Origin of the sequence: Achromobacter sp. PD1, from assembly GCF_048541815.1 — a bacterium.
GTDB lineage: Bacteria > Pseudomonadota > Gammaproteobacteria > Burkholderiales > Burkholderiaceae_B > Achromobacter > Achromobacter bronchisepticus_A.
Genome location: NZ_CP183349.1, coordinates 4,503,463 through 4,530,095, shown reverse-complemented (window position 1 = coordinate 4,530,095; position 26,633 = coordinate 4,503,463). Strand labels below are relative to the sequence as shown.

At 67.7% G+C, this 26,633-nt stretch carries 26 protein-coding genes; 13 read left to right on the top strand and 13 right to left on the bottom strand.

The annotated features are described in order from the left end of the window. Positions 1 to 78: 78 nt before the first annotated feature. Genes ACM1PE_RS21325 through ACM1PE_RS21315 form a run of 3 tightly spaced genes read left to right on the top strand, consistent with a single transcriptional unit; the run spans position 79 to position 4,044 of the window. Complete coding sequence (locus ACM1PE_RS21325) at positions 79 to 2,367, top strand: NADP-dependent malic enzyme (protein ID WP_419340857.1); 2,289 nt, start codon at positions 79 to 81, stop codon at positions 2,365 to 2,367. Next, positions 2,348 to 3,580, top strand: a complete 1,233-nt coding sequence (locus tag ACM1PE_RS21320) for a patatin-like phospholipase family protein (RefSeq protein WP_223283379.1) — start codon at positions 2,348 to 2,350, stop codon at positions 3,578 to 3,580. The genes ACM1PE_RS21325 and ACM1PE_RS21320 overlap by 20 nt, the downstream gene beginning before the upstream one ends. Continuing rightward, on the top strand, positions 3,577 to 4,044 hold the full coding sequence (locus tag ACM1PE_RS21315) for a barstar family protein (protein WP_059379497.1): 468 nt from the start codon (positions 3,577 to 3,579) through the stop codon (positions 4,042 to 4,044). The genes ACM1PE_RS21320 and ACM1PE_RS21315 overlap by 4 nt, the downstream gene beginning before the upstream one ends. A gap of 10 nt (positions 4,045 to 4,054) precedes the next feature. Here ACM1PE_RS21315 and ACM1PE_RS21310 read toward each other — a convergent pair whose 3' ends face one another. Further along, positions 4,055 to 4,786, bottom strand: coding sequence for a 16S rRNA (uracil(1498)-N(3))-methyltransferase (locus tag ACM1PE_RS21310; protein WP_059379496.1), 732 nt, complete (start codon positions 4,784 to 4,786; stop codon positions 4,055 to 4,057). Between the two features lie 162 nt (positions 4,787 to 4,948). On the opposite strand from ACM1PE_RS21310, the gene tkt reads away from it, so the two are divergent. From tkt to ACM1PE_RS21290, 4 genes are all read left to right on the top strand, one after another. Further along, complete coding sequence (gene tkt, locus ACM1PE_RS21305; RefSeq protein WP_059379495.1) at positions 4,949 to 6,985, top strand: transketolase; 2,037 nt, start codon at positions 4,949 to 4,951, stop codon at positions 6,983 to 6,985. 14 nt (positions 6,986 to 6,999) lie between these two features. Continuing rightward, on the top strand, positions 7,000 to 8,010 hold the full coding sequence (gene gap / locus ACM1PE_RS21300) for a type I glyceraldehyde-3-phosphate dehydrogenase (RefSeq protein ID WP_013395726.1): 1,011 nt from the start codon (positions 7,000 to 7,002) through the stop codon (positions 8,008 to 8,010). A 95-nt stretch (positions 8,011 to 8,105) separates the two neighbouring features. Continuing rightward, entirely contained in the window at positions 8,106 to 9,302 is a 1,197-nt protein-coding gene (locus tag ACM1PE_RS21295; RefSeq protein WP_118932804.1) for a phosphoglycerate kinase, read from the top strand. A gap of 158 nt (positions 9,303 to 9,460) precedes the next feature. After that, entirely contained in the window at positions 9,461 to 11,149 is a 1,689-nt protein-coding gene (locus ACM1PE_RS21290) for a SulP family inorganic anion transporter (protein ID WP_251881101.1), read from the top strand. 36 nt (positions 11,150 to 11,185) lie between these two features. Here ACM1PE_RS21290 and fabI read toward each other — a convergent pair whose 3' ends face one another. The 8 genes from fabI to ACM1PE_RS21250 form a co-directional block, all read right to left on the bottom strand. Continuing rightward, positions 11,186 to 11,959: an enoyl-ACP reductase FabI gene (gene fabI / locus ACM1PE_RS21285; RefSeq protein WP_306635883.1), complete on the bottom strand. Its 774-nt coding sequence runs from the start codon at positions 11,957 to 11,959 to the stop codon at positions 11,186 to 11,188. Then, positions 11,956 to 13,140, bottom strand: coding sequence for an acetate/propionate family kinase (locus ACM1PE_RS21280; RefSeq protein ID WP_059379491.1), 1,185 nt, complete (start codon positions 13,138 to 13,140; stop codon positions 11,956 to 11,958). Before ACM1PE_RS21280 ends, fabI begins: the two co-directional genes overlap by 4 nt. Positions 13,141 to 13,315: 175 nt before the next feature. Beyond that, positions 13,316 to 14,260, bottom strand: a complete 945-nt coding sequence (locus tag ACM1PE_RS21275; protein ID WP_059379490.1) for a phosphate acetyltransferase — start codon at positions 14,258 to 14,260, stop codon at positions 13,316 to 13,318. Next, positions 14,257 to 16,638 (bottom strand): DUF3141 domain-containing protein, encoded by a 2,382-nt coding sequence (locus tag ACM1PE_RS21270; RefSeq protein WP_059379489.1) that lies wholly within the window; start codon positions 16,636 to 16,638, stop codon positions 14,257 to 14,259. Before ACM1PE_RS21270 ends, ACM1PE_RS21275 begins: the two co-directional genes overlap by 4 nt. A 182-nt stretch (positions 16,639 to 16,820) precedes the next feature. Further along, a complete protein-coding gene (locus tag ACM1PE_RS21265; protein WP_059379488.1) occupies positions 16,821 to 17,216 on the bottom strand; it encodes a VOC family protein in 396 nt (131 codons plus the stop codon). A gap of 17 nt (positions 17,217 to 17,233) precedes the next feature. Continuing rightward, entirely contained in the window at positions 17,234 to 17,869 is a 636-nt protein-coding gene (yfcF, locus tag ACM1PE_RS21260; RefSeq protein ID WP_059379487.1) for a glutathione transferase, read from the bottom strand. A 101-nt stretch (positions 17,870 to 17,970) separates the two neighbouring features. Further along, positions 17,971 to 18,300 (bottom strand): DHCW motif cupin fold protein, encoded by a 330-nt coding sequence (locus ACM1PE_RS21255; protein WP_419340854.1) that lies wholly within the window; start codon positions 18,298 to 18,300, stop codon positions 17,971 to 17,973. 53 nt (positions 18,301 to 18,353) lie between these two features. Next, positions 18,354 to 18,845, bottom strand: a complete 492-nt coding sequence (locus ACM1PE_RS21250) for a GNAT family N-acetyltransferase (RefSeq protein WP_059379486.1) — start codon at positions 18,843 to 18,845, stop codon at positions 18,354 to 18,356. A 192-nt stretch (positions 18,846 to 19,037) separates the two neighbouring features. Between ACM1PE_RS21250 and ACM1PE_RS21245 the strand changes: the two genes are divergently transcribed. From ACM1PE_RS21245 to ACM1PE_RS21225, 5 genes are read left to right on the top strand one after another with little or no spacing between them, the layout of a single operon-like run. Continuing rightward, positions 19,038 to 19,982 (top strand): DnaJ C-terminal domain-containing protein, encoded by a 945-nt coding sequence (locus ACM1PE_RS21245; RefSeq protein ID WP_059379485.1) that lies wholly within the window; start codon positions 19,038 to 19,040, stop codon positions 19,980 to 19,982. Positions 19,983 to 19,984: 2 nt separating this feature from the next. Continuing rightward, a complete protein-coding gene (locus tag ACM1PE_RS21240; protein WP_059379504.1) occupies positions 19,985 to 20,302 on the top strand; it encodes a chaperone modulator CbpM in 318 nt (105 codons plus the stop codon). Between the two features lie 55 nt (positions 20,303 to 20,357). Further along, complete coding sequence (locus ACM1PE_RS21235; RefSeq protein ID WP_059379484.1) at positions 20,358 to 21,071, top strand: AzlC family ABC transporter permease; 714 nt, start codon at positions 20,358 to 20,360, stop codon at positions 21,069 to 21,071. After that, positions 21,068 to 21,415 carry an AzlD domain-containing protein gene (locus ACM1PE_RS21230; RefSeq protein WP_059379483.1) on the top strand — a complete coding sequence of 116 codons (348 nt, stop codon included), beginning with the start codon at positions 21,068 to 21,070 and terminating at the stop codon, positions 21,413 to 21,415. Before ACM1PE_RS21235 ends, ACM1PE_RS21230 begins: the two co-directional genes overlap by 4 nt. Before the next feature lie 42 nt (positions 21,416 to 21,457). Continuing rightward, complete coding sequence (locus ACM1PE_RS21225; RefSeq protein WP_059379482.1) at positions 21,458 to 22,072, top strand: glutathione S-transferase family protein; 615 nt, start codon at positions 21,458 to 21,460, stop codon at positions 22,070 to 22,072. Positions 22,073 to 22,088: 16 nt separating this feature from the next. Here the strand turns inward: ACM1PE_RS21225 and ACM1PE_RS21220 are convergent, their stop codons facing one another. The 4 genes from ACM1PE_RS21220 to ACM1PE_RS21205 all read right to left on the bottom strand — a co-directional run bounded on the left by ACM1PE_RS21220 (position 22,089) and on the right by ACM1PE_RS21205 (position 25,686). Beyond that, the gene (locus ACM1PE_RS21220) at positions 22,089 to 22,742 is read right to left on the bottom strand and encodes a DsbA family protein (RefSeq protein WP_118932799.1); all 654 of its coding nucleotides are present in this window, start codon (positions 22,740 to 22,742) and stop codon (positions 22,089 to 22,091) included. A 97-nt stretch (positions 22,743 to 22,839) separates the two neighbouring features. Then, the gene (locus tag ACM1PE_RS21215) at positions 22,840 to 24,315 is read right to left on the bottom strand and encodes an inorganic phosphate transporter (RefSeq protein ID WP_059379480.1); all 1,476 of its coding nucleotides are present in this window, start codon (positions 24,313 to 24,315) and stop codon (positions 22,840 to 22,842) included. Positions 24,316 to 24,419: 104 nt separating this feature from the next. Then, positions 24,420 to 24,545, bottom strand: coding sequence for a hypothetical protein (locus ACM1PE_RS21210; RefSeq protein ID WP_262422096.1), 126 nt, complete (start codon positions 24,543 to 24,545; stop codon positions 24,420 to 24,422). Positions 24,546 to 24,558: 13 nt separating this feature from the next. Next, the gene (locus tag ACM1PE_RS21205) at positions 24,559 to 25,686 is read right to left on the bottom strand and encodes a D-alanyl-lipoteichoic acid biosynthesis protein DltD (protein WP_059379479.1); all 1,128 of its coding nucleotides are present in this window, start codon (positions 25,684 to 25,686) and stop codon (positions 24,559 to 24,561) included. A 280-nt stretch (positions 25,687 to 25,966) separates the two neighbouring features. On the opposite strand from ACM1PE_RS21205, the gene mog reads away from it, so the two are divergent. Continuing rightward, positions 25,967 to 26,599 carry a molybdopterin adenylyltransferase gene (gene mog / locus ACM1PE_RS21200; protein ID WP_419343852.1) on the top strand — a complete coding sequence of 211 codons (633 nt, stop codon included), beginning with the start codon at positions 25,967 to 25,969 and terminating at the stop codon, positions 26,597 to 26,599. Positions 26,600 to 26,633 lie beyond the last annotated feature (34 nt).

Sequence of the window (26,633 nt, the reverse complement as noted above, 5' to 3'; positions counted from 1 at the left end):
GCCGAGGTATCGCGGCGTCCGTCATCGGAATAGAATTCCCCCCTTTCGTGTCACACACTCTAGCCAGTAGCCGCCACTATGGATGCCAATCTCCGCAAAGCCGCCCTTGAATACCATGAGCTTGGACGCCCCGGCAAAATCTCGGTCACGCCGACCAAGCAGCTCACCAACCAGCGCGACCTGGCCCTGGCGTACTCGCCCGGCGTGGCGGCGGCCTGCGAAGAAATCGTGGCCGATCCGGCCAATGTGTACCGCTACACGGCGCGCGGCAACCTGGTGGGCGTGATCACCAACGGCACCGCGGTGCTGGGCCTGGGCAATATCGGCGCATTGGCCTCCAAGCCGGTGATGGAAGGCAAGGCGGTGCTGTTCAAGAAGTTTGCCGGCCTGGACGTTTTCGACATCGAGATCAACGAGACCGACCCGGACAAGCTGGTCGAGATCATCGCCGGCCTGGAAGCCACTTTCGGCGGCATCAACCTTGAAGACATCAAGGCTCCGGAGTGCTTCACGGTCGAACGCAAGCTGCGCGAGCGCATGAAGATTCCGGTCTTCCACGACGACCAGCACGGCACCGCGATCTGTGTGTCCGCCGCCTTCATCAACGGCCTGAAGGTCGTGGGCAAGGACATCAAGCAGGTCAAGGTGGTGACTTCGGGCGCAGGCGCCGCCGCGCTGGCCTGCCTGGACCTGATGGTGGACCTGGGCCTGCCGCTGGAAAACGTCTGGGTCACCGACATCGAAGGCGTGGTCTACGAAGGCCGCACCGTGCTGATGGACCCGGACAAGGCGCGCTTCGCGCAGAAGACCGACGCGCGCAAGCTGGCCGAAGTGATCCAGGACGCCGACGTGTTCCTGGGCCTGTCGGCCGGCGGCGTGCTCAAGCCGGAAATGGTTGCGGCCATGGGTCCGCGCCCGCTGATCCTGGCGCTGGCCAACCCCACGCCCGAGATCCTGCCGGAACTGGCGCAATCGGTGCGCGATGACGTGGTCATGGCGACCGGCCGTTCGGACTACCCGAACCAGGTCAACAACGTGCTGTGCTTCCCCTACATCTTCCGCGGCGCGCTGGACGTGGGCGCCACCACCATCACCCGCGAAATGGAAAAGGCGGCGGTGTATGCCATTGCCGAGCTGGCCGAGGAAGAGCAGAACGAAGTGGTGGCCGCGGCCTACGGCACCTTTGACATTTCGTTCGGCCCCGAATACCTGATCCCCAAGCCCTTCGATCCGCGCCTGATCGTGCGCATCGCCCCGGCGGTGGCCAAGGCCGCAATGGAAGGCGGCGTGGCCACGCGCCCGCTGGCGGACCTGGAAGCCTACGAAGAGCAGCTGCAGCAGTTCGTGTACCACTCGGGCGCCTTCATGAAGCCGCTGTTCTCGGCGTCCAAGCGCATCGTGCGCGAAGGCGGTCCGGCCCGCATCGTGTTCGCCGAAGGCGAGGACGAGCGCGTGCTGCGCGCGGTGCAGGTGATCGTCGATGAAGGCCTGGCCCGTCCCATCCTGGTGGGCCGTCCGTCGGTGCTGCTGACCCGTATCGAAAAACTGGGCCTGCGGCTGCGCCTCGGGGAAGACGTCGAAGTCACCAATCCCGAATATGACGAGCGCTTCCACCAGTACTGGACCACGTATTGGGAGCTGATGTGCCGCCGCGGCATCACCAAGGAAATGGCGCGCGTGGAAATGCGCCGCCGCATGACCTTGATCGGCGCGATGATGGTGCGCCTGGGTGACGCCGACGGCATGGTCTGCGGTTCGGTGGGCGCGTATCACGACCACCTGCGCTTCGTGGACGAGGTCATCGGCCGCCGTCCTGGCCACAACGTGTACGCCGCCATGAACATCCTGCTGCTCAACGAGCGCACGGTGGTGCTGGTGGACACGCACGTCAACGATGAACCCTCGGCCGAGCAGATCGCCGAATTCACCATCGCCGCCGCCAACGAGATGCGCCGCATGTATCTGGCGCCCAAGGTCGCGCTGCTGTCGCGTTCGAACTTCGGTTCGGGCAGTTCGGCCTCGGGCGCGAAGATGCGCCGCGCGCTGGAACTGGTGCGCGAGGCCGCGCCGGAACTTGAGATCGACGGTGAAATGCACGGCGACTGCGCGCTGGACGAGGCGCTGCGCATGCGCATCCTGCCGTCCTCCACGCTCAAGGGCCAGGCCAATCTGCTGGTGTGCCCGAACGTGGACTCGGGCAACATCGCCTACAACCTGTTGAAGACCGCCGCCGGCAGCAACGTCGCGGTGGGTCCGTTCCTGCTGGGCGCCAACGCACCGGTGCACATCCTGACCTCCAGCTCCACCGTGCGCCGCATCGTCAACATGACCGCGATGACGGTGGTCGATGTCAATACACCGCGTTGACGTGACGCCACCCGGTCCGGCGTGCCCGCGCACGCCGACCGGCCTGGTCCTGACCGGTGGCGGCGCCCGCGCCGCCTATCAGGTGGGCGTGCTCAGCGCCATCATGGAATTGCTGGATCCTGACTGGCATTCGCGTTTCCAGAATCCCTTTCACATCATCTGCGGCACGTCCGCCGGCGCCATCAACGCCGCCGCGCTGGCCTGCCGCGCCGACCGGCCCCATCTGGGCGTGCGCCGCATCCGCCGGCTGTGGTCTTCACTGAATACCGACATGATCTACCGGGCCGACGCGCCCGGCCTGATCCGCACCGGCGTGCGCTGGCTGGGGCTGCTGTCGCTGGGGTGGATGTATTCGGGCCTGACGCGCAAGCGGCCCCATTCGCTGCTGGACAACAGCCCCATGCAGGCTCTGCTGGAGCGGGTGCTGGACTTCCAGCATCTGCGCACCAACCTGGAAACCGGCGCGCTGTCGGCGCTGGCGATCACGGCCTCGGGCTATACCAGCGGCGAGCACTTGACCTTCTACCAGGCGCACACGCCCATCGAGCCCTGGCACCGCTATCTGCGCCTGGCGCTGCCCACGCCCATCGGCATCGACCACCTGATGGCTTCGTCCGCCATTCCGTTCGTCTTTCCGGCCCGGCAGGTGCAGGTGCACGGCAAGGGGGAGTGGTGCGGCGATGGCTCGATGCGCCAGCTTGCGCCCATCAGTCCTGCCATCCACCTGGGCGCGCATCGCGTGCTGGTAATCGGCACGGGTTTCCGCGACGAAACCCACCCGGAAAACCGCGAGGATTCGCCGCCTTACCCCTCGCTGGCCCAGGTCGGCGGACATGCGCTGGCCAGCATCTTCCTGGACGGCCTGTCGGCGGACGTCGAGCGCCTGGAGCGCATCAACTTCCTGATGGATCAGTCCGGCCCGGAAGGGGCGCAGCACGGGCATGCGCGCCGCATCGAGGTCCTGACGATTACGCCCAGCCAGTCGCTGGACGTCATGGCGCTGGAACATTTGCAGGATATGCCGACCCAGGCCCGTGCTCTTTTCCGCGTACTCGGTGTATCGTCCGATCCAGACCGTCCCGGCGGCGGTTCGCTGATGTCCTACCTCTTATTTGAATCCAGCTACACCAAGCGATTGATTGAACTGGGTTATGCCGATACGATGCAGCGTAACGACGAAGTGATCGCCTTTTTCAAGGGGGCTCAGGCATGACGCGCAATGGCCAATCTACTCTGCAGCGGCAGCTGATGCGCGGCGGTGCGCTGGCCCATGACGGGCTGGACAAGAAGGCCGTGGTGGACGCCGCCCATGAGCTTGGCCTGGCCCTGTTCGTCGCCAATTGCGATCCTGCCCGCAGCCGTTCCGCCGTGCTGCGCGCCATCGTCAAGGCAGTGGATTTCCCCGAATACTTCGGCGGCAACCTCGACGCCCTCTACGACTGCCTGTGCGATACCGTGCTGGACCACAAGACCGGCGTGGTGCTGTGGCTGTACAAGCTGCATTCGGGCGACCCGGCGCTGGAAGAAGACTCGGGCCGCATTGAAACCGTCTGCTCCGACGCGGCCGATTTCGCCCGCGAAAACGGCCGCGTTTTTGCGTATGTCATCGAACACGCCGGACGCCATCCGGACCCCGAGCCCGGGGTGGCGGCAGCGCCCTACGGCGAAGACCACTGATCCGGTTGTTTTACCAGGCCAGCAGCGCGCTGGCCGCCGACAGCAGCGCCAGCCCCGCGGTCTCGGTGCGCAGCACCCGGGGGCCGAATCGCACCGCCTGCACGCCCGCCTCGCGGGCCTGGGCCAATTCCTTGTCCGACCATCCTCCCTCCGGTCCCACCAGCAGGGTCAGCGCCTGCAGGCCGGGCGCGGCCCGCAGCGCGCCGGCAAGATCGTCCTGCGCTTCCGGGTGGCACAGCAGGCGCAGGCCGTCCGTGGGCTGCTGCAGCCATTCGGCCAGGGTGACCGGCGCGTCCACCGCCATCAGCCGGTTGCGGCCGCATTGTTCGCTGGCGGACTGCGCGATGCGCTGCCAATGCGCCACGCGCTTGTCCAGCCGGGCGCCGGACAGCTGCAGCACGCTGCGCTGGGCGGCGATGGGGCTGACGCGCGCGGCGCCCAGCTCCACGGCCTTTTCCACCACCCAGTCCATCTTGTCCCCGGAAGGCAGGCCCTGCACCAGGGTGACGCGTCCGCCCAGTTCGGCCTCGCGCGGCAGGAATTCGCCCAACTGGGCAAAACCAGCCTTGCCTTCCACTTCGAGCGTGGCGGGATACTCGCCGCCCCGGCCGTTGAACAGCGCCACGGCCTCGCCCGCTCGCAGGCGCAGCACGCGCAGCGCATGGTGCGCCAGGGCTTCGGGAAGCGCCACGCGGGCGCCGGTACTCAGGGGGATATCGCAGAAGAAGCGGGGGGCTGACATGGACATCTATGGTTCTTTTATTCAGAAAGCTAGCCTAGCACGGGCCGCCTTATGGCCGATGGCGTCGGGGAAACCCCTGGATGCTAAAATCCCATGCTTCGCAACCTACTCAACTGGCCCCTATTTTGACCGTAGGCCCGCCAGCTTCAAAGAGCCTTCCGAATGAGCAATCCGACCGCCCCTAAACTTGCCTTGGCGGATGCCATCCGCGCCCTCGCGATGGACGCCGTGCAACAAGCGAACTCCGGGCATCCGGGTGCTCCCATGGGCATGGCGGAAATCGCCCAAGCCCTGTGGGCCGGCAACCTGCGTCACAATCCCAAGGATCCCGCCTGGGCCAACCGCGACCGCTTCGTGCTGTCCAACGGCCACGGCTCGATGCTGATCTACGCCTTGCTGCACCTGACCGGCTACGACCTGCCGATCGAAGAGCTGAAGAATTTCCGCCAGCTGCATTCCAAGACGCCGGGCCACCCCGAAGTGGGCATCACCCCGGGCGTGGAAACGACCACCGGCCCGCTGGGCCAGGGCCTGGGCAATGCCGTGGGCATGGCGCTGGCCGAAGCGCTGCTGGCTGCTGAATTCAACAAGCCCGGCCACGCCATCGTCGACCACCACACCTACGCCTTCACCGGCGACGGCTGCCTGATGGAAGGCATCTCGCACGAAGTCTGCTCGCTGGCCGGCACGCTGAAGCTGGGCAAGCTGGTCGTGCTGTATGACGACAACGGCATTTCCATCGACGGCCACGTCGAACACTGGTTCGCCGACGACACCGCCAAGCGCTTCGAAGGCTACGGCTGGAACGTGATCCGCGGCATCGACGGCCATGACGTCGCCGCCGTGGACGCCGCCATCAAGGCCGCGCGCTCGCAATCGGAAAAGCCCACGCTGATCGTCTGCCGCACCGTCATCGGCAAGGGTTCGCCCAACATGGCCGGCACGCACAACGTGCACGGCGCGCCGCTGGGCAAGGACGAGATTGCCGCCACCCGCGCCGCGCTGGGCTGGTCGTCGGAACCGTTCCAGATTCCGCAAGACATCTACGACGGCTGGGATGGCCGCAAGCAGGGCGCCGCCGCCCAGGCTGAATGGCAGTCCGCGTTCGACGCCTACGCCGCCGAGTTCCCCGCCGAAGCCGCTGAATTCAAGCGCCGCATGAAGGGCGAAATGCCCGCCGGCTACGCCGAACAGTTCAAGGCGTTCCTGGACGCCACGCTGGAAAAGGCCGAAACCGTCGCCACCCGCAAGGCGTCGCAGTTCGCCATCACCGCGTTGGCGCCGCTGCTGCCGGAAATGCTGGGCGGCTCGGCCGACCTGACCGGCTCCAACTTCACCGACTGGAAGGGCGTTGCCGCCGTCCGCGCCGGCGATAAGGGCATCCAGTTCGGCCGCCACATCAACTACGGCGTGCGCGAATTCGGCATGGCCGCCATCATGAACGGCGTGGCCCTGCACGGCGGCTACCTGCCGTTCGGCGGCACCTTCCTGACGTTCTCCGACTACTCGCGCAACGCCATCCGCATGGCCGCGCTGATGAAGCAGCGCGTGGTCCACGTGTTCACCCACGACTCCATCGGCCTGGGCGAAGACGGCCCGACCCACCAGTCCATCGAGCACGCGGCCAGCCTGCGCCTGATCCCCAACCTGTCGCTGTGGCGTCCTTGCGATACGGCTGAAACCGCCGTGGCCTGGAACGCGGCCGTGACGCGCCCGACCAGCATCGGCATGGACGTGCACGACGGCGGCCCCACGGCCCTGTTGCTGTCGCGCCAGAACCTGCCGTTCGTGCCGCGCGACGCCGCCACCGTGGACGCCATCGCCCGCGGCGGCTATGTGCTGCGCGATGCCGAAGGCGCCCGCGCCGTCATCATCGCCACCGGTTCGGAAGTCGCCATCGCGCTGGACGCGCAGGCGCAGCTGGCCAAGGAAGGCATCGCCGTGCGCGTGGTCTCCATGCCCAGCACCGACGTGTTCGACCGCCAGGACGCCGCCTGGAAGCAATCCGTGCTGCCCAAGGGCCTGCCGCGGGTGGCTGTCGAAGCCGGGGTTACCGCCTTCTGGCACAAGTACGTGGGCCTGGAAGGCGCCGTCGTCGGCATCGACCGCTACGGTGAATCCGCGCCGGCCGGCGCACTGTTCAAGTTCTTCGGGCTGACCGCCGACAAGGTGGCCGAGACCGTCAAGCAAGTTTTGTAAAAAGGAGCTTAGTCATGACCATTCGCGTCGCCATCAACGGTTACGGTCGCATCGGCCGCAACATCCTGCGTGCCCACTACGAAGGTGGCAAGAAGCACGATATCGAAATCGTCGCCATCAATGACCTGGGCGATCCCAAGACCAACGCTCACCTGACGCGCTACGACACCGCCCACGGCAAGTTCCCGGGCACCGTCGAAGTCGACGGCGACTTCATGGTCGTCAACGGCGACAAGATCCGCGTGCTGGCCAACCGCAATCCGGCCGAGCTGCCCTGGGGCGAGCTGAAGGTCGACGTGGTGCTGGAGTGCACGGGCTTCTTCACGACCAAGGAAAAGGCCGGCGCGCATATCAAGGGCGGCGCCAAGAAAGTCATCATCTCGGCCCCCGGCGGCAAGGATGTCGACGCCACCATCGTGTACGGCGTGAACCACGGCGTGCTGAAGGCTACCGACACCGTCATCTCCAACGCTTCGTGCACCACCAACTGCCTGGCCCCCCTGGTCAAGCCGCTGAACGACAAGCTGGGCCTGGAAAACGGCCTGATGACCACCGTCCACGCCTACACCAACGACCAGGTCCTGACCGACGTCTACCACGAAGACCTGCGCCGCGCGCGTTCGGCCACCATGAGCATGATCCCCACCAAGACCGGCGCTGCCGCCGCCGTGGGCCTGGTGCTGCCGGAACTGAACGGCAAGCTGGACGGCTACGCCATCCGCGTCCCGACCATCAACGTGTCGCTGGTCGACCTGTCGTTCGTGGCCAGCCGCGACACGACCGCCGAAGAAGTGAACGGCATCCTGAAGGCCGCCTCGGAAGGCGAGCTCAAGGGCATCCTGGACTACAACACCGAGCCCCTGGTTTCGGTGGACTACAACCACAACCCGGCCTCCAGCACCGTTGACGCGTCGCTGACCAAGGTTTCGGGCCGCCTGGTCAAGGTCTCGTCCTGGTACGACAACGAGTGGGGCTTCTCGAACCGCATGCTCGACACCACCGTCGCGCTGATGTCGGCCAAGTAAGCAACACGGCTAGTCCATAGAGGGGACGGATTTGTTTTCCGCGTACGCGGAAAATGGGTTCGTCCCCTTTGTACGCCCATCGTAGGAATCCAAATATGTCCAAGGTCAACACTCTGTCCGCGCTGGCCAAGTCCGGCGCCCTGTCCGGCAAGCGCGTGTTCATCCGCGCCGATCTGAACGTGCCGTTCGACGACGCCGGCCGCATCAGCGAAGACACCCGCATCCGCGCCTCGGTGCCTGGCATCCGCATGGCGCTGGACGCCGGCGCCGCCGTCATGGTCACCTCCCACCTGGGCCGTCCCAAGGAAGGCGTGCTGACCGAAGCCGATTCGCTGGCCAAGGTCGGCCAGCGCCTGTCCGAACTGCTGGGCATGCCGGTGCAGCTGGTGCGCGACTGGGTCGACGGCGTCCAGGTCGATCATGGCCAAGTCGTGCTGCTGGAAAACTGCCGCGTCAACGTCGGCGAAAAGAAAGACGACGAAACGCTGGCCAAGAAGATGGCCGCGCTGTGCGACGTCTACGTCAACGACGCGTTTGGCACCGCCCATCGCGCCGAAGCCACCACCCACGGCATCGCGCGCTTTGCGCCCGTGGCCTGCGCCGGTCCGCTGCTGGCCGCCGAACTGGAAGCCCTGGGCCGCGCGCTGCACGAACCCAAGCGTCCGCTGGTCGCCATCGTTGGCGGCTCCAAGGTATCGACCAAGCTGTCGATCCTGCAGTCGCTGGCCGACAAGGTCGACCAGCTGGTCGTGGGCGGCGGCATCGCCAACACCTTCATGCTGGCTGCCGGCCTGTCCATCGGCAAGTCGCTGGCTGAACCCGATCAGGTCGACCAGGCGCGCGCCGTGATCGACATCATGAAGCAGCGCGGCGCCGCCGTGCCGATTCCGGTGGACGTGGTGTGCGCCAAGTCCTTTGGCGCCGACGCCGAAGCCACCGTCAAGGCGGCGCAAGACGTGGCCGACGACGACATGATCCTGGACATCGGCCCCAAGACCGCGGCGCAACTGGCCGATATCCTGAAGCAGGCCGGCACCATCGTCTGGAACGGCCCGGTGGGCGTGTTCGAGTTCGACCAGTTCGCCAACGGCACCGAGGTAGTGGCGCGCGCGATCGCCGAATCGGAAGGCTTCTCGATCGCCGGTGGCGGCGACACCCTGGCCGCCATTGCCAAGTACGGCATCGGCGAGCAGGTCGGCTACATCTCGACCGGCGGCGGCGCTTTCCTGGAATTCCTGGAAGGCAAGACCCTGCCCGCCGTGGCCGTGCTGGAAGCGCGCTACGCCAAGTAATACGGCTAGCCATGCAAGACCGAAGCCGCCCCGATGGGGCGGCTTTTTTTTATGCCGGCGCCTTGATCCCGGCCGCCCCGGTTCGGCTGGCTTGGTGTAGCCTTGGCGCAATCTGGCGCGCCCCGCGCTCGCTTCATCCCCGATTTCTCCGCAGCACCATGAACCTACGCTTCATTCCCGGCCTCAACAATTTCCGCGGCATCACCCGGGAATCGGCGCGGCGCGACATCACCGCCGGCCTGAGCGTGGCGGCGGTGGCGCTGCCGGTGGGCCTGGCCTATGCCGCCATGATGGGCGTGCCGCCGGTGGCGGGCCTGTGGGCGGCCATCGCCGGGATGCTGGGCTACGCCTTGTTCGGCTCGTCGCGCACCTTGATCGTCGGGCCGGATACGGCCACCTGCACCCTGATCGCCGCCACCCTGACCGGCATGGCGCTGACCACGCCGGAAGAGCGGCTGGTGGCCGCCACCGGCATCGCCCTGACGGTGGGCGTGGGCTGCCTGATCGCGCGCGCGCTGCGGCTGGGCGTGCTGGCCAACCTGCTGTCGCGGCCGGTGCTGATCGGCTACATGGCGGGCGTGGCGATCACGCTGGCGCTGTCGCAGTTGAGCGGCCTGACCGGCGTGGGCCTGCGCAACAGCGGCCTGGTGCATCCCTTTCTGGAGCTGTCGCGGCGCCTGCCCGAAATCCAGATCCCGACCCTGATCCTGGGCCTGACGTCCTGCGCGCTGCTGGTGGCGGTCAAGCGCTGGCGGCCGAACTGGCCCGGTCCCATCCTGCTGGTGGTGCTGGCCTGCGTGCTGTCCTGGCTGTTCAACTTCCCTGGCCTGGGCATCGCCGTCGTGGGCGAGGTGCCTGCGGGCTTGCCGGCCCTGAGCCTGCCGGTGCGCCTGGAGGGCGTGGACGGCATCCTGCTGGGCGCAGCGGGGGTGCTCGTTGTCAGCTTTTCCAGCGGCATCGTGACGGCGCGCAGCTTTGCCGCGCGCACGGGCGAACACGTGGATCCCAACCGCGAGCTGGTGGGCTTTGGCGCGGCCAACATGGCGGCGGGCCTGTTCCAGGGCTTCGTGGTGACGGGCGCGGACTCGCGCACGGCGGTGGGGCTGGTGGCGGGCGGTTCCTCGCCGCTGGTCAGCGTCACCGCGGCGGTGGCGCTCGCAGTGGTGGTGAGCCTTTTGAGCGGGCCGCTGTTCTGGCTGCCGCAGGCCGTGCTGTCGGCCATCCTGCTGCTGGCCGCCATCAGCCTGTTCGACGGCCATGCCTTCATGCGCCTGGCACGCATTTCGCGCATCGAGCTGGCCTTCGGCATCCTGGCCGCGGTGGGCGTGGTGGGCTTTGGCGTGCTGCAGGGCGTGGCGGTGTCGGTCGGCGCCACGCTGCTGTATGCGATGTATGTGTCGGGCAATCCGCGCGATGCCTTGCTGGGCCGGCTGCCCGGGGAAACGGTGCTGGGCAAGCTGCACCTGAATCCCGAAGCCCAGCCGGTGCCGGGTACGGTGATCTGGCTGTTCGAGTCCTCGGTGTGGTTCTTCAACGCCGACGCCTTCCGCCGCCGCGCGCGCGAGGTCATCGAGCAGGCGGGCGACGTGCGCTGGTTCGTGCTGGACGCCGAAGCCATGACCCAGGCCGACGCCGACGCGGTCGAGGCGCTGTATGAACTGAAGCACGAGCTGGACGAGCGCGGCATCACGCTGCTGGTGGCGGGCGGACATGGCCAGTTCCGCACCGCGCTGGAGCGCTCCGGCCTGGTCAAGAAGATCGGTCGCGACAAGATCTTCGGCAGCCCCGAGCAGGCCGTGGAAGCGATCGAACGCTGGCGCCAGGCGCCGCCCGCGGCGCTGGGCTAGCGCGCCCAGCCAAGGCGCCCCGGGCAGGCGCCCCCCTTAATCGATGATGTGATAGCCGCCGTCGATATAGATCGTCTGGCCGGTCATGCGGCGGGCGGCATCGGTGGCGAGCCAGGCGGTGGCTTCGCCCACATCGTCGATGGACACCAGGCTGCGCGTGGGCGCCTTGGCCTGGGCGCGGTCCAGCAGCGCGTCGAATTCGGCGATGCCCGAAGCGGCGCGCGTCTTCAGCGGCCCCGGCGATATCGCGTGCACGCGTATGCCCTGCGGGCCCAGTTCCGCCGCCAGGTAGCGGGTGGCGGACTCCAGCGCCGCCTTTACCGGCCCCATCATGTTGTAGTGCTCGACCACCATCTGCGAGCCGTAGTAGCTCATGCAGAACAACGCGCCGCCGTTGCGCATCAGCGGCTCGGCCAGCTTGGCCATGCGGATGAAGGACCAGCAGGACACGTCCATGGCCTGCAGGAAGCCTTCGCGCGAGCAGTCGGTCACGCGGCCGTGCAGATCGTCGCGCGGGGCGAAGGCGATGGAATGCAGCACGAAATCCAGCTGACCCCATTCGGCGGCCACGCTGTCGAACACGGCCTCCAGCTGGCCTTCGCGCATCAGGTCCAGCGGCAAGAGCAGGGGCGCTGCCACCTGGCGGGCCAGCGGCTCCACATGCCGCAAGGCCTTGTCGTTCAGGTAGGTCACGGCCAATTCCGCGCCCAGGGCGTGAAACGCCTTGGCGCAGCCCCAGGCGATCGAATCCGCATTGGCGATACCCGTCACCAGGCCGCGCTTGCCCGCCAGCGGCAGGAGCGCGCTCATCGCTGCCTCACCAGTTCCAGCGTGTGCTGGGCGATGATGAGTTCCTCGTTGGTGCGCACCACGTAGACGCCGATGCGGCTGTCGTCGGCGGAGATGCGGGGGCCATGGCGGGCGTTGCGTTCCGGGTCCAGCTTGATGCCCAGCCAGCCCCAGTGCTCGCTGATGGCCTGGCGGATCTCGGCGGAGTTCTCGCCCACGCCGGCGGTGAAGACGATGCCGTCCACGCCGTTCATGGCGCAGGCCAGGCCTATCATGCCTTCGGCCACACGCCAGGCGAAATACTGCAGCGCCAGCTTTGCCGAGGGCGCGTCGCTGGCCAGCAGTTCGCGCATGTCGTTGCTGATGCCGGACAGGCCCTTCATGCCGCAGTCGTGATAGAGCAGATGCTCGATCTCGTCGTGGGTCATGCCGCGTTCCATCATCCACAGCACCACGCCCGGGTCCAGGCGGCCGGGGCGGGTGCCCATGGGCAGGCCTTCCAGCGCGGTGAAGCCCATGGTGCTGTCCACGCTCTTGCCGTGCTGCATGGCGCAGGCCGAAACGCCCGAGCCCAGATGGGCCGCGATGATCTTGCCGTCGGCGATGTCCGGCAGCGCTTTCTTCAGGCGCTGCGCGATGTATTCGTAGGACAGGCCATGGAAGCCGTAGCGGCGCACGCCTTCCTGGTACAGCCGTTCCGGCAGGGCGTAGCGGTCGGCCACGTCGGAGTGGCTGCGGTGGAACGCGGTGTCGAAGCAGGCGACCTGCGGAATCCAGGGCCGGCGCTCGCGGATCACGCGGATCGGCGCCAGGTTGTTCGGCTGGTGCAGCGGCGCCAGCGGCGTGAAGGTGTCGAGCTTGGCCAGGATGGCGTCGTCGATCAGCACCGGCTCGGACAGATCGGGGCCGCCGTGCACCACGCGGTGGCCTACCGCCAGCGGGGCGCCGCCCAGGTGGCCGCTAAGCCAGGTGCCGACGACTTCCTGGCCGTTGGGCACGTCGGGCGCGTGGCTGGGCGCGATCTCGCGTTCGACCAGGGTCTGGCCGGCGGCGTCGCGCACTTTCAGCTTCGGGTGCGAGGTGCCTATGCCTTCGAGCTGGCCGCCCAGGCGCGGGGCCAGCTCCTGCGCGCCGTCGATGTCGTACAGATAGAACTTGATGCTGGAACTGCCGGCGTTGATGACGAGGATGGTGTCGCTCATGTCGCTGTGATTCCGTGTTGAGGCAAGTTGTACGCGTACTTAACGGCGAGAAGAATGCCGCAGCCCGCGCTATGTGTGCCGGTCTTGATCCGGGGCGCCGCGGATCCGGCTCCGCCGGTCCGCCTGCGCCGCCCCCTTGAGGGGGCCCGCGCAAGCGGGTAGGGGGTGGGTTCCATTACACCAGCGGGCGGGCCTGCTGTTGGGCCAGGTGGTGCGCGTAGATCGCCGCAACCGCGCAGGACGCAAGGCGCGAGCGGGGGCTGTCGGCGCGGCTGGTCAGGATGATGGGTACGCGCGCGCCCAGCACGATGCCGGCGGCCTCGGCGTTGGCCAGAAAGGTCAGGTTCTTGGCCAGCATGTTGCCGGCCTCCAGGTCGGGCACCACCAGCACCTGGGCCACGCCGGCCACCGGCGAACGTATGCCCTTGATGCGCGCGGCGTCCGGGCTGATGGCGTTGTCCAGCGCCAGCGGGCCGTCCAGCAGGCCGCCCTCGATCTGGCCGCGGTCGGCCATCTTGCACAGCGCGGCGGCTTCGATGGTGCTGGGGATGCTGGGATTGACCTGTTCGACCGCGGACAGGATCGCCACGCGCGGCTCGCCCAGGCCCAGGCCGTGGTGCAGGTCGATGACGTTGCGGATGATGTCGGCCTTGGTTTCCAGGTCCGGGAAGATGTTGATGGCCGCGTCGGTGATGAAGAGCGGTTCGGCGTAGGTCGGCACTTCCATGATGAAGACGTGGCTGATGCGCCGGCTGCTGCGCAGCCCGGTGTTGCGCGCCACCACTTCATGCATGAGTTCGTCCGTGTGCAGGCTGCCCTTCATCAGCAATTCGGCCTCGCCGCTGCGCACCAGGGCGACGGCGCATTCGGCCGCCGCGTGGCTGTGCGGCACGTCGACGATGCGCGCATCGCCCAGGTCGAGCTTGTGCTCGGCGGCGACGGCGCGGATCTTCTGCTCCGGGCCCACCAGGATGGGCTTGAGCAGGCCCAGGTCGCGCGCTTCGAGCGCGGCCGACAGCGAGGGTTCGTCGCAGGGATGTGCAATGGCGCAATGCGCGGGCGTCAGCGTCTGCGCGCGCGCGATGAGCCTGTCGTAATGGGTGGTGGGGGGCAGCGTCATGCGGATTTCGCCTTGGCGGATTTGCGCGCGGGACGCGCGGCGGGTTTGGCGGAGGCGCTACGCTTCTTGGCGCGCACCGGGACGGCCGGCTCGGCCGCGGCCGAGGGCGCTTCGTGCCTGGCCGCCGCCGCACGCACCGGTTTGCGCGCAACGGCCGGCGTTTTCCTGGGCGCGGGCTGCTGAGCCTCGTCACGCTTCTGCGCACGGCGCTCGGCGTACTCGAAGATGCGTTCCATTTCGTCCAGGCTGATGCGGGCGGCCTCGCTCAGGGGCTCGGCAGCCTCCAGCACGTGCTTCATGGTGTCCAGCGTTTCGCGGATCGCGGAGGCTGGCGCGCCTTCCAGCAGATGCGGTATGGCCTGGATGGCGCCGGCCGCGTCCAGCGTCATCATCAAGGCCTGATCGCGGATGATGTCCTTGAACTCCTGCAACGACAGCGCGGTGTCGGATTCGGCGCGCATCTTGCGGATCAGCGCATAGCTGCGTTCGTCCAGGCCGCCTTCGGCGCCCGACACATACAGCAGCATGCGGATCGCGGCCACGCGCAGGCCGCCTTCCAGCATCAGCGAACGCAGCTCGGCGGCGCGCTCTTCCATGAAGCGGCGGTGCTCGGGCGATACGCCCGGATGCTTGCGCGGCGGGCCGGAACGCGCGCCCAGGCCGGCCAGGTCCTGCACCAGCGGCGAACCGTAAACGCCCATGAAGGTGCGTTCGTCGGCGGAATCGCGCAGCTCCTGCCAGATGTTCAGGCTGGTCTCGATCAGGTTCGAGAACATTTCCTGGGCCATCAGGAATGGGTTGTCGGCCGATACCGGCTGGCGGTGTTCGCGTACCTGTTCGGCGACTTGCGCAATCGGCGCGATGGCAGGATTGCGGTCGGAGATCAGCTCATAGGGCAGGCGCAGCGGATGCAGGCGCTGCGACCATTCCGCCGACTGCGGCGTTACCAGGGCGCGCAGCCAGGGCTGCACGAAGCTGCGGTACATGCCCAGGTTGATGTCGGAAATGCGGGCGACGGCGGCGAAGCGGCGGTCGTCCTCTTCGTTGCGATCGACGATGGCGCGCACGTCGTCCAGGCTGCGCTGCTCGAACGACAGCACGTAGTTGCCATAGGCCAGGTCGGCGTTGGGCGTGTCGGGCGTCTTGTCGGCGATCTCCGCCTGGTAGATGCCCGGCGGCAGCACGTCGATCATGTCGATGTTGGAGGTGAACTCCTGGTGCTCCTTGCGCGCCACGCTGCCGGACACGAAGATGCCCAGGTGGCCGATGCTTTCATGCACGGCATAGACGATGGTCTGGCCGTGCGCCAGCACTTCGGATTCGTTCTGGTACAGGTCGGGGATCCAGCCCAGCGCCTGCGGCGGGGGCGTGATGTTGTCGCCCTTGGAGCAGAACACCACGATGGGCGAACGGATGTTGCGCAGGTCGATGCGGATGCCGTCCGAGGTCACCAGGCCGGCGGTGGCCAGGCGGTTGCCGACGAACAGGTTGTCGACGATGTACTGGATTTCCGGGCCGTTCAGGAAGACGTGGCCGCCCCACCATTTTTCGAAGCTGAGGTAGCGCTTGGCCTCGGTGTCGACGTTGGAGTACAGGTTGTACTGCTTGGACCACAGAGTGTTGGCCGGATTCAGGTTCTCGAAGTTCTGCACCAGCCAGGCGCCGTCGAATTTGCCGTCGCCCAGGTCGCTGGTCAGGGCGGTGAGCCAGCTGCCGCCCAGCAGGCCGCCGGCGTAGCGCATGGGGTTCATGCCGCGCCAGCCCGCCCAGTAGGACAGTGGCGCGCCCGCCACGATGATGGGGCCGAACAGTTCGGGGCGGACCGCGGCGGTCATCATGATCTGCCAGCCGGCCTGGCAATTGGCTACCACCACCGGCTTGCCTTCGGCGTTGGGGTGCAGCGCGATGATCTCTTCCAGGAAGCGCGCCTCGGCCATCATCACGTCCTCGACGGTCTGGGTCGGCATGGGCTGCGGCAGGAAGGTGGCGAAGTAGCAGGGATGGCCGGCGCGTAGCGCCACGCCGATCTCGCTTTCGGGCTTGAAGCCGCCGATGCCGGGGCCGTGTCCGGCGCGCGGATCGACCACCAGGAAGGGGCGCTTGATCGGGTCGGTTTCCACGCCTTCCGGCGGCTTGATGCGCAGCAGGCCGTAGTTGACGGGGCGCGGCAGACAGCGGCCGTCCATCACCAGTTCGGACTCCATGCTCAGCACGTTGGGCGCGCGCTTGGCCATGTGCTCGTGGTACTGGTTGCCGCGCTGGCGCATCACATCGGCGTAAAGCACGCCGCGCTGCCAGGCGTCCACCGCATATTCGTAGGCGGCCGTCCAGGGGTTGAAGGGTGGGGCGGGTACGCGATCGTTGCCGGATCCGGCCATGGCGATCTCCTGTAGGTTGCTTGCGGCGGCGGACCGCCGCGCCGATTCAGAGTGGAACCGGCCGAGTTGACCTCCCCATTACACCGCAACGGTTGTTGCGGTGCAACATCAAGCGTCTTGATGCAGGTCAACCCATGGCCGATTTATCCGTCCCCTTTAGGACCGGTCAGCCGGGCAGCGGTTCAATCAGGGTGGTGGCAGACTGCTTCGATGCGGTTGCCGCAAGGGTCCAGCAGGAAGGCGGCGTAGTACTGCGGATGGTAGTGCTCGCGCAAGCCCGGGGCGCCGTCGTCGCGTCCGCCGTGCGCCAAGCCGGCGGCATGGAAGGCGTCGACGGCGGCGCGGCTGGGCGCCTTGAAGCACCAGTGCCGGCGCGCCGCAGGGGCGGCTGCGTCGTCGGCGAATACGGAGAGATAGCTGTGCTGGCTGCTGCCGGCACGGCAGCGTTCGCCATAGCCGAGCGCGTCGGGGCGGTCATAGACCTTGGCCGCGCCCAGGGCCAGCATGACGGCGTCATAGAAGGGCCGGGCGGCGTCCAGGCGGGAAACGGCGATGGAGACGTGATCCAGCAGTTGCATCGCGCCTCCCGGGCGGTTCAGGAGCGCGCGGCGGTGTTGTGCTCCAGCCATTTCTGGACGGAGGGACGCTGCCACTGGGCCTCGGCGTAGGCGCGCAGGGCGTCGGGCAGGTCGTCCTGGAACAGGCGCTTGATCATGACCGCGAGGTCGGTGTCGGCGATACACCATTCATCGAACAGCGAGGTCTGGCCCGCGCCCAGCAGATGGGTGCCCACGTGGATCAGCTTGGCCGCGGCGGCATGGGCGGCATCCGACAGCGGCAGGCCGGCGGCGCCGTAGAACACGGTTTCGGTGGGACGTTCCTGGCGCAGCGCGCCCAGGTCGCTGCGCAGCCAGGCCTGCAACTGGCGGGCGCGGGCGCGCTGGCGCAGGTCGCGCGGATACAGCGCGGCGTGCGCCGGGGCGGGAAAGGCGTCTTCCAGGTATTCGGTGATGGCGGTCGATTCGGTCAGGCTGAAATCCGCATGCGTCAATGCCGGCACCCGGGAAGTCAGCGCGCGGCTCTGGTAGGGCTGCATGCGTTGCTCGCCGGCTTCCAGGTCGATGGGGCGCACCTCGAACGGCAGCTGTTTTTCAGTCAACGCCACATAGGCCGACATGGCGTAGGGGCTGAGGAACAGGGAATCGACGAATAGCGTAAGCGGGGCGCCCAAAATCTAGTCTCCGGTCTGACAGTAACAACATGCGCCGCGGCAGCAGGCCGCGGATACGTCAAAGCGTAACGCATCTGCGGCCGGCCTGTCGCGGCGGGGCCTCAGTCGACGATGAAGAGCTTGGCGCCGGTGGTGGTGGAGGAGCGGTGCGGCTCGGCCTGGTCGGCGACCTGGTAGCTCATGCCGGGCGTCAGCACGAATTGCCGGCCGTCTTCCAGTTCGGTGTGCAGTTCGCCTTCCAGGCAGAACAGGATGTGGCCCTTGCTGCACCAGTGGTCGGCCAGGTAGCCGGCCGTGTACTCGACCATGCGCACGCGCAGGTCGCCGAACTGCCGGGTGCGCCAATAGGCCATGCCGGTCTCGCCGGCGTGCTCGGTGCGCTCGACCTCGGACCAGTCGGTGGTGCCGAAGGGAATGTTGCTCATCTTCATGGTGATTCCTGCGTGGTGGTGCGGACGCGATGGCGTCCGGTAAGGAACAGAGACTACGCCAGGGCTGGCAGCTTCTTCTGCCAGAACATGGCGCGGCCGGTGGTTTCGTCCAGGGCATAGCCTTCGAACCCCAGCTTGCGGTACAGCCCCTGGGCGACCGCGTTGCCTTCCAGCACTTCCAGGGTGATCTTGCAGCAGCCCAGATCACGCGCCCGCTCTTCCAGCGCCGACAGCAGGGCCTTGCCCACGCCCCGGCCCTGGAATTTTTCCGCCACGCCCAGGTCGTGCAGATTGAGCAGCGGGCGGCAGGCGAAAGTGGAGAAGCCCTCGAGGTAGATTGCCACGCCCGCGGCTTCGCCGTCGATGCGGGCCAGCAGCGCCCTTGCTGTGGGGCGGCGAGCCAGCTCGGCGATCAGGTTCTGCTGCGCGTAGGCGGGCAGGGGGGCGTTGCCGCCCATGGGGCCGCTGGCGTACTCGTTCAGCATGGCCAGCACCTGGCGGCCGTGTTCGGGGTCGTTGAAGTCTGCGTCGATGATTTCCAGCACGATCTCTTGTTCCTGTGGGCTAGCCGTGATCGGGGCGGGCGCCTGCAAGCGCCGGCAACCGGACATTATGCGCGATGCCGGACGCCTGACAAGGCGCATTGAAAAATCGCGCCATAACCCCTATCTTCTTGATATCCCAGGCCGGACCCGGCGCAACCGGAGGCGGCCGCAACGCTTTGCCAAGGGCTGCACATGGAGTTCAAGGACTACTACAGCATGCTGGGCGTGGAGCGGGACGCCTCAGAAGACGACATCCGGCGCGCCTACCGCAAGCTCGCTCGCAAGTACCATCCCGACGTCAGCAAGGAAAGCGACGCCGAAACGCGCATGCGCGACGTCAACGAAGCCTATGACGTGCTGCGCGACAAGGAAAAGCGCCAGGCCTACGACAATCTGGCCGCTGGCGTCTCGCCCGAGGGCAGCTTCCAGCCGCCCCCCGGCTGGGACGAAGGCTTCGAGTTCCACCGCGGCGCCGCGCCCGGCGACGAGGCGCAGTTCAGCGAGTTCTTCTCTTCGCTGTTCGGCGGCCGCAACCGGCGCGGCGGGGCGCAGCGGCAACAGGAATTCCGCGCGCGCGGCGAGGACCACCACGCCGCGATCGAGGTGGACCTCGAGGACGCGCTCAAGGGCGCCACGCGCGACATCAGCCTGCGTTCCATGCAGATGGACGAGCAGGGCCGTCCCCACATGCAGACCCGCACGCTCAGCGTGCGCATTCCTGCCGGCGTGCGCGAAGGCCAGTACATCCGGCTGGCCGGGCAGGGCATGCCTGGCTATGGCGGCGGCGAGAACGGAGACCTCTATCTGGAAGTCCGCTTCAAGCCGCATCCGCGCTACCGCGTCGACGGCCGCGACCTCTACATGACGCTGCCGGTGGCGCCATGGGAAGCCGCGCTGGGCGCCAGCGCGCATGCGCCCACGCCCGGCGGCACGGTCGAAGTGTCGATCCCCGCGGGGTCCGCCAACGGCCGCAAGCTGCGCCTGCGCGGCCGCGGCATTCCGGGCGATCCCCCCGGAGATCTCTACCTGGTGCTGGACCTGGTGTTGCCGCCCGCCGATAGCGAAGCGGCCAAGGAGGCCTACCGCAAGCTGCGGCAGGACCTGCCCTTCAATCCGCGGCGCCACCTGGGGGTATGACCATGAAAAAAATAGTCGTCACCACCGCCACGGTCGTGGGCAAGTCCCGGCCGCTTTCCGCCGACGACCTGGCCCGCGCCTGCGGCGAGGAAGTCGAATGGGTCGTGCGGCTGGTCGAAGTGGGCATCGTCAGCGCCAGCGGCCAGGGCCCCGCCGAATGGCGCTTCTACAGCACCGACCTGCAGCGGGCGCTGGACGCGCGCCGCCTGGTGCGGGATTACGGCGCCGGGCTGGACGCCGCCGCGCTGATCCTGGACCTGAGCCAGGAAGTCCGCCGCCTGAAGGCGCAACTGCGCGCGCTGGGCCTGGAGGACAAGTAGGGCTGCGCACGGGTAGGTAAACTAGCTGGTTGTTGAAGAAGCCCAGCGGAACATCTTGCAGACCCCTCCAGCCCCCGCGCCCGCGCTTGCGGGCAGCGCCCGCATCGACGGCCTGAAATCCTGCCTGCCCGTCATGATCGGCTACTTCCCGGTGGCCGTGACTTTCGGCATCGCGGGCGTGGCCGCGGGCCTGTCGCCCCTGCAAGTGGTACTGATTTCCGTGCTGGTCTATGCCGGCGCCAGCCAGTTCCTGCTGCTCGCTTCCATCAAGGCCGGCACCCCGTGGCTGTGGGTGGTGGCGCTGTGTTCGCTGCTCAATGCCCGCCATCTGCTGTACGGCCCGCTGTTGTCGCGATTCCTGCCGGCGGGGCTGAATGAGCGCCTGAAGGTCGCCTTCCTGCTCACCGATGAAGTCTTCGCCACGGCTTTCAACCGTTTGCAGACCGTGGAGCCCGCGGGCCGCCAGCGCTGGATGATCGCGCTGGGGCTGGGCGCGTGGCTGACCTGGATCGCCGGCACGGCCGTCGGCGTCTACGCGGGAGACGGCCTGGAGCGCCACTACCCCATGCTGTCCCAGGTGATGCGCTTTGCGCTGCCCGCGCTGTTCATGGCCCTGGTATGCCAAAGCGCGAAGCGCGGCATGGGCCTGCCCATCGTCGCGGCAGTAGCCGGAGCCGGGGCCGTGGCCGCGCTGGGCCATACCAGCCTGGCGATCCTGGCCGGCGCGGTCATCGGCTGCGCGGCGTATCGGCTGAGGAGGTCCGCATGAACACTGACGGACTGGGTTTCTGGGGCGCGGTGATCGCCATGGCGGCCATCACTTATTTGACGCGCGCCTTGCCCTTCATGCTGTCCGAGCGCAGCCGCCTGCTGCGCCACCTGTCGCGCGAAGGCTCGGCGCTGGCGGCCCTGGGGCCATCGCTGCTGGCGGGAATCGCGGCGGCGGTGATCGTGCCTGATCTCCTGGCCGCCGGCGACCAGGCGGCGAACCTCGGTCCCTATGTGGGCGGTCTGGTCGTGACCGCCGTGGCGGCCCGCCTGGTCAGCAATGCTGGCGTCGCGGTGTTGCTGGGCATGGCGGGATACGGGGTGTTGCTGGCCTTGGCGGCGTAAGGCCAGCGGGGCAAAATGGTCGGACTTCCACGGAGGCCGACCATGCTTACGCTTTATCATGCGCCGCGCTCGCGCTCGTTCCGGATACTCTGGCTGCTCGAAGAACTGGGCGTGCCTTACGACACCGAAATGGTGTCCATCCGCGGCACCGACAGCGCGGGCCACATGCCCTCGGACTACATCGACATCCACCCGCACCGCAAGGTGCCAGCCCTGGTGCATGACGGCGTGCCCGTGTTCGAGACGCCCGCCATCGCCCTCTATCTGACCGATCTGTTCCCGCAAGCGGGGCTGGGTCCGGTGGTGGGAGATCCGCTGCGCGGTCCCTACCTGACCTGGCTGGCGTATTCCACCGGCGTATTCGAGCCCGCCATGGCCGAGCGCGCCTTCAAGACGCCGCATCCGGGCGGCGCGCTGGGTTGGGGTTCGGCCGAGGAGGTCGAACAGGTGCTGACCCGGGTCTTGCAGGCGCGGCCGTTCTTCCTGGGCGACCGGTTCTCGGCGGCGGACATCGTGCTGGGCGGCACCCTGCAATACATGATGCAGGTGAAGGTCATGCCCGAGACGCCCGTGTTCACCGCCTATGCGGAACGGCTGGGCGACCGGCCAGCCATGCATCGCGCCCTGCAGCGCGACGGGGACATCGAGGAAGCCTGAAGCGGCGCTTCAGGCTTCAACCGCGCCCGATGCGGGCGTTGAGGTCTGCCTGCCATTCCTTGGGACGGCCCAGGTAGCGGCTGGGCTCCAGCATTTCGCAGATGCCATCGCGTTCCAGCGCCAGGGTGGGAAAACCGCTGCCGCCGACCTGCGCCAGCAGCCTGCGGCTGGCGGCGATGTGCGCGGCGGTTTCGGCGCCCTGCGCCGCGGCGTAGGCAGCGCGGAAGGCTTCCGGGTCCAGGCCGATATCGGCGGCCAGGGAGGCCAGCACCGCGGGATCGGCGATGCGCAGTCCCTGCACGTAGTGCGCGCGCTGGATGCGCTTGAGCAGGTCCAGCCCGCGGCCGGCCAGCGTCTGCGCGGCCAGGATGGCGGTGGTGGGCGGCTCGGAATCGAATACCGCGCCCTCATCGCGCAACAGGCCGTTGTAGTAGTCGTCGCCGAAGGGCTGGCCGGTCAGGCCGGCGATGCGTTCGTCATGCGGCATGACGTAGCGGCGCAGCCTGTCGGTGACCGGCTGGCGGTTGCCGCCCGTCATCATGCCGCCGCCATGCAGCGCGATGTCCAGGCCGGGGACGGCGCGAGCCGCCTCCACCAGCGGCGCGGCGCCATAGCACCAGCCGCAGAGCGGGTCGAAAATGTAATGCAGGGTGGGATTTGAGGTAGCCATGGCGTCATGGTAGACGCGGGCCTGCCCCGGAGAAAGCCTGGCGGGGTAGCCAGAGTGTTGCATCGGCCGTGCAGATTGCCTGCACGGCCGCTCAATATCAACCGGCGATCTGCACGCCGACCCAGAACAGGCCGGCGGCCAGCAGCATCGAGGCGGGCAGGGTCAGCACCCAGGCCATCAGGATGTTGCGCACGGTGCTGCCCTGCAGGCCGCTCTTGTTGGCGATCATGGTCCCGGCCACGCCCGAGGACAGCACGTGGGTGGTGGACACCGGCAGGCTGAAGACGTTGGCGATGCCGATGGCGCCCATCGCGGTGACTTGCGCGGACATGCCCTGCGCATAGGTCATGCCCTGCTTGCCGATCTTCTCGCCCACCGTCAGCACCACGCGGCGCCAGCCGACCATGGTGCCCGCGCCCAGCGCCAGGGCGACTGCCACGATCACCCAGAAGGGAGCGTATTCGGTGGTGGCCGTCAGGTCGGCGCGCAGGCGTTGCAGGTCGGCGCGTTCGCGGGCCGGCAGCCCTTCGATGCGCGCGACCTTCTTGGCCGTGTCGTCCAGGCAGAGCAGGTAGCGGCGCACGGAGATGCGCTTCTCGGCCGGCAGGTCGGCGTAGTTGGACACGCCGTGCAGATCGGCCTGCAGCGCGGCGATGGTCGGCATGGTCAGTTCGGGATCGCAGCGGAAGTTGCGCGGCAGCTCGGTGGTCGCGTCCACGCGCTTGAGCGCCAGGTATTCGCCCAGCATGGCTTCATTGCGCTGGTAGAACACGTTCAGGTGGTTGGCGGCGTCGCGGGTGCGCTCGATCTGGTAGGTGGTGCTGTTGGTGTCCAGCACGAAGTTGGCGGGCACGATGCCGATCAGCACCAGCATGATCAGGCCGATCCCTTTCTGGCCGTCATTGGAGCCGTGCACGAAGCTCACGCCCATGGCGGACAGCACCAGCACCAGACGGTTCCAGAAGGGCGGATGCTTCTTGTTGTCGATGGCGCGGCGCTGTTCCGGCGTCTTGTGCATCTTCGACAGCGGCAGCCAGCGCTTGAGCGCCAGCAGCAGGCCGCCCGCCACCAGGAAGCCGGCCACCGGCGACACCACCAGCGACAGACCGATGTCGATGGCCTTGCCCCAGTTGACGCCGTCCGCCAGCGGCAGGTCGGTGATCAGGGCGTTGGCCAGGCCCACGCCCAGGATCGAGCCGATCAGCGTGTGCGAGCTGGACGCCGGAATGCCGAAGTACCAGGTGCCCAGGTTCCAGGCGATGGCCGCGGCCAGCATGGCGAACACCATGGCCAGCCCGCGGCCGGTATCCACGTTGATCAGCAGTTCCACCGGCAGCAGATGCACGATGGCATAGGCTACGCCCACGCCGCCCAGCAGCACGCCCAGGAAGTTGAATATGCCGGAAAGCACCACCGCCAGATGCGGCGGCATGGCCTTGGTGTAGATGACCGTGGCCACGGCGTTCGCCGTGTCATGGAATCCGTTGATGAATTCGAAGGCCAGGACGAATGTCAGGGCCAGCGCAAGGCTGAGGCCAACCCAGAGGTCTAGGCCGTGGAAGAGGTCGAACATGGAGGCGGGGGAGGTTCCGGCGAGAGGAGCCGATTATTGCAGATTTGTGACCTGTCACTGGTTGCTTGCGGCTACCAAGTGCGGCCAGCCAACCCCGCCCGGGGTCAGAATTTCGAATACTGGAACTCGATTTCCATCGGTTTGCCCAGGTTCGCCGAGGTATCCGCCTGGATCATCATCACCGCCAGGACGCCCAGATAGAGCAGGCACAGCCATAGGGTTCGTTTCATTGCCGGCCCTCCTTCATGGGTAGAAAACTTCCGCGATCTTCTGGTTCACGCGCAGCCAGCCCAGTTCGCCCAGGTGCTGCACGTCCCGCAGCGTCCCCACTTCGAAGGGCGCGCTGTACATGTCCATGCAGCGCATGGCGTAGCGCTGGCACAGCGCCGCCACTTCCCGCTGCACGGGGCCGAACCGGTCCAGGTCCTTGAACACCAGGGGATGCAGCGGTTGCATGACGAAAAAGGCGTTGACCCCGCGCTGCCGCAGCAGCGCCATCAGCGCGTCCAGCTCGCGCAGCTCGTCGCGGCCGGTCAGCGGCTGGGGCAGATAGGCGGTCTTGCCGCCTTCGGGGATGCTGCGCAGGTACTTATTGAAGAACTCGTCGCGCACGGCATAGCGGTTGCCGCCCATCAGGGCCTGTTCGGCGCCCTGGGCCTCGGCGGCCAGCGCTTCCCAATCCACCACGCGGGCGGCCGCGGGCGGCCCCTCGCGTTCACGTTCGGGGGCAGGCGCTGCATGGGCAGCGGGCGCCCACAGGTCGACCAGGCGCTGGCGGAAGACGTAGGCCTGTTCCGCCGCCATGGACCAGGCGACGCCCGCGTCGCCCTTGGCCTGCAGCCAGCGGACCACCTCCGCCCGGCCTTCGGGCTGCCGCAGCAGGCGCGGCAGCAGCGGATTGGCGTGCTCCTTGAACTCGTCGGGTCCCAGTCCGCCTTCACCGTCGAACCAGCCCGGCGACAGCATCACCACCACGCGCGAGGCCGGCGACAGGTCCTCGGCCATCGCCGCCAGCACCAGCTGCATGCCCAGCGACTGGAAGCCCGAATGGCCATAGGCCAGGACCGGCATCTGCAATTCGTCGGCCAGGTAGCGGTAGGGCACGAAGCGCAGGTCGTTGCTGGTCAGCTCCGACGAACCCAGGATCACCAGCCGGTCGCCCGTGCGCAGGGCCTGGCTCATGCGGGAGAGGTTGCGCGTCTGTTCCTGCAGCGTGTTGCCCAGGTTTGGGATGTAGATGCCTGGCGCGGCCGCCGGCACGGGTTCTGTTTTCAGCGCCAGGGAGTGCAGCGCGCCCCATCCGGCGGCGGCCGCCGCGGCCAGGGCCAGCGCCGCCGCCAGCGCATGCTGCCGTAGTGTGCGTTTGAACATGGGGAACCAATGCCGCGCGGGGCCCTCTCTATTGGACAGGTTTGTTAGCGGATGTTATCGAGCGGGCATGGCCGGAACAAGCGCGGGAAAGCGGGGCCAGAGCGCAATTCGCCTTTTTGCCACAGGGTCCGCGGCTCGCGCGCCGCCCGCCGCCGCCAATCCCGCAGGGAAGGAATGCGATAGCATCGCTCTGGCGGGCCTCTTCTGGATTTCCATGATTGACCCCGCCCGCGGCCGCATCCGCGCCGCCCGAATGTTCCTCACCAAGATTGCGCAGCCCATGACCGCCACTACCCGTATCGCCCGCAAGCACCCCGACGAATTGGTCGTGGGCCTGGTGTCCGTTTCCGATCGCGCCTCCAGCGGCACCTATCAGGACCAGGGGCTGCCCGCGCTGCGCGAATGGCTGGGCGGCGCCCTGGCCTCGCCCTGGCAGGCGGTGGACCGCCTGATCCCCGACGAACCCGCGCGCATTTCCGAGACGCTGATCGAACTGGTGGACGGCTGCGGCTGCGACCTGGTCCTGACCACCGGCGGCACCGGTCCGGCGCGCCGCGACGTCACGCCCGAAGCCACGCTCGCCGTCGGCACCAAGGAAATGCCCGGCTTCGGCGAACAGATGCGCCAGATCAGCCTGCGCTTCGTGCCCACGGCGATCCTGTCGCGCCAGGTGGCCGTCATCCGGGAAACGCCCGCCCACGCCGCCCTGATCGTGAACCTGCCCGGCCAGCCCAAATCCATCCGCGAAACGCTGGAAGGGCTGAAGGGCGAGGACGGATCCGTGCTGGTGCCGGGCATCTTCGCCGCCATTCCCTATTGCATCGATCTTATCGGCGGCCCGTACGCCGAAACCCGGCCGGAAGTCATCGCGGCCTTCCGCCCCAAATCGGCCCGCCGCGCGCCGCAGGCCTGATCCGGCGCTGCGTTATATTGGCCGCCCATCCACC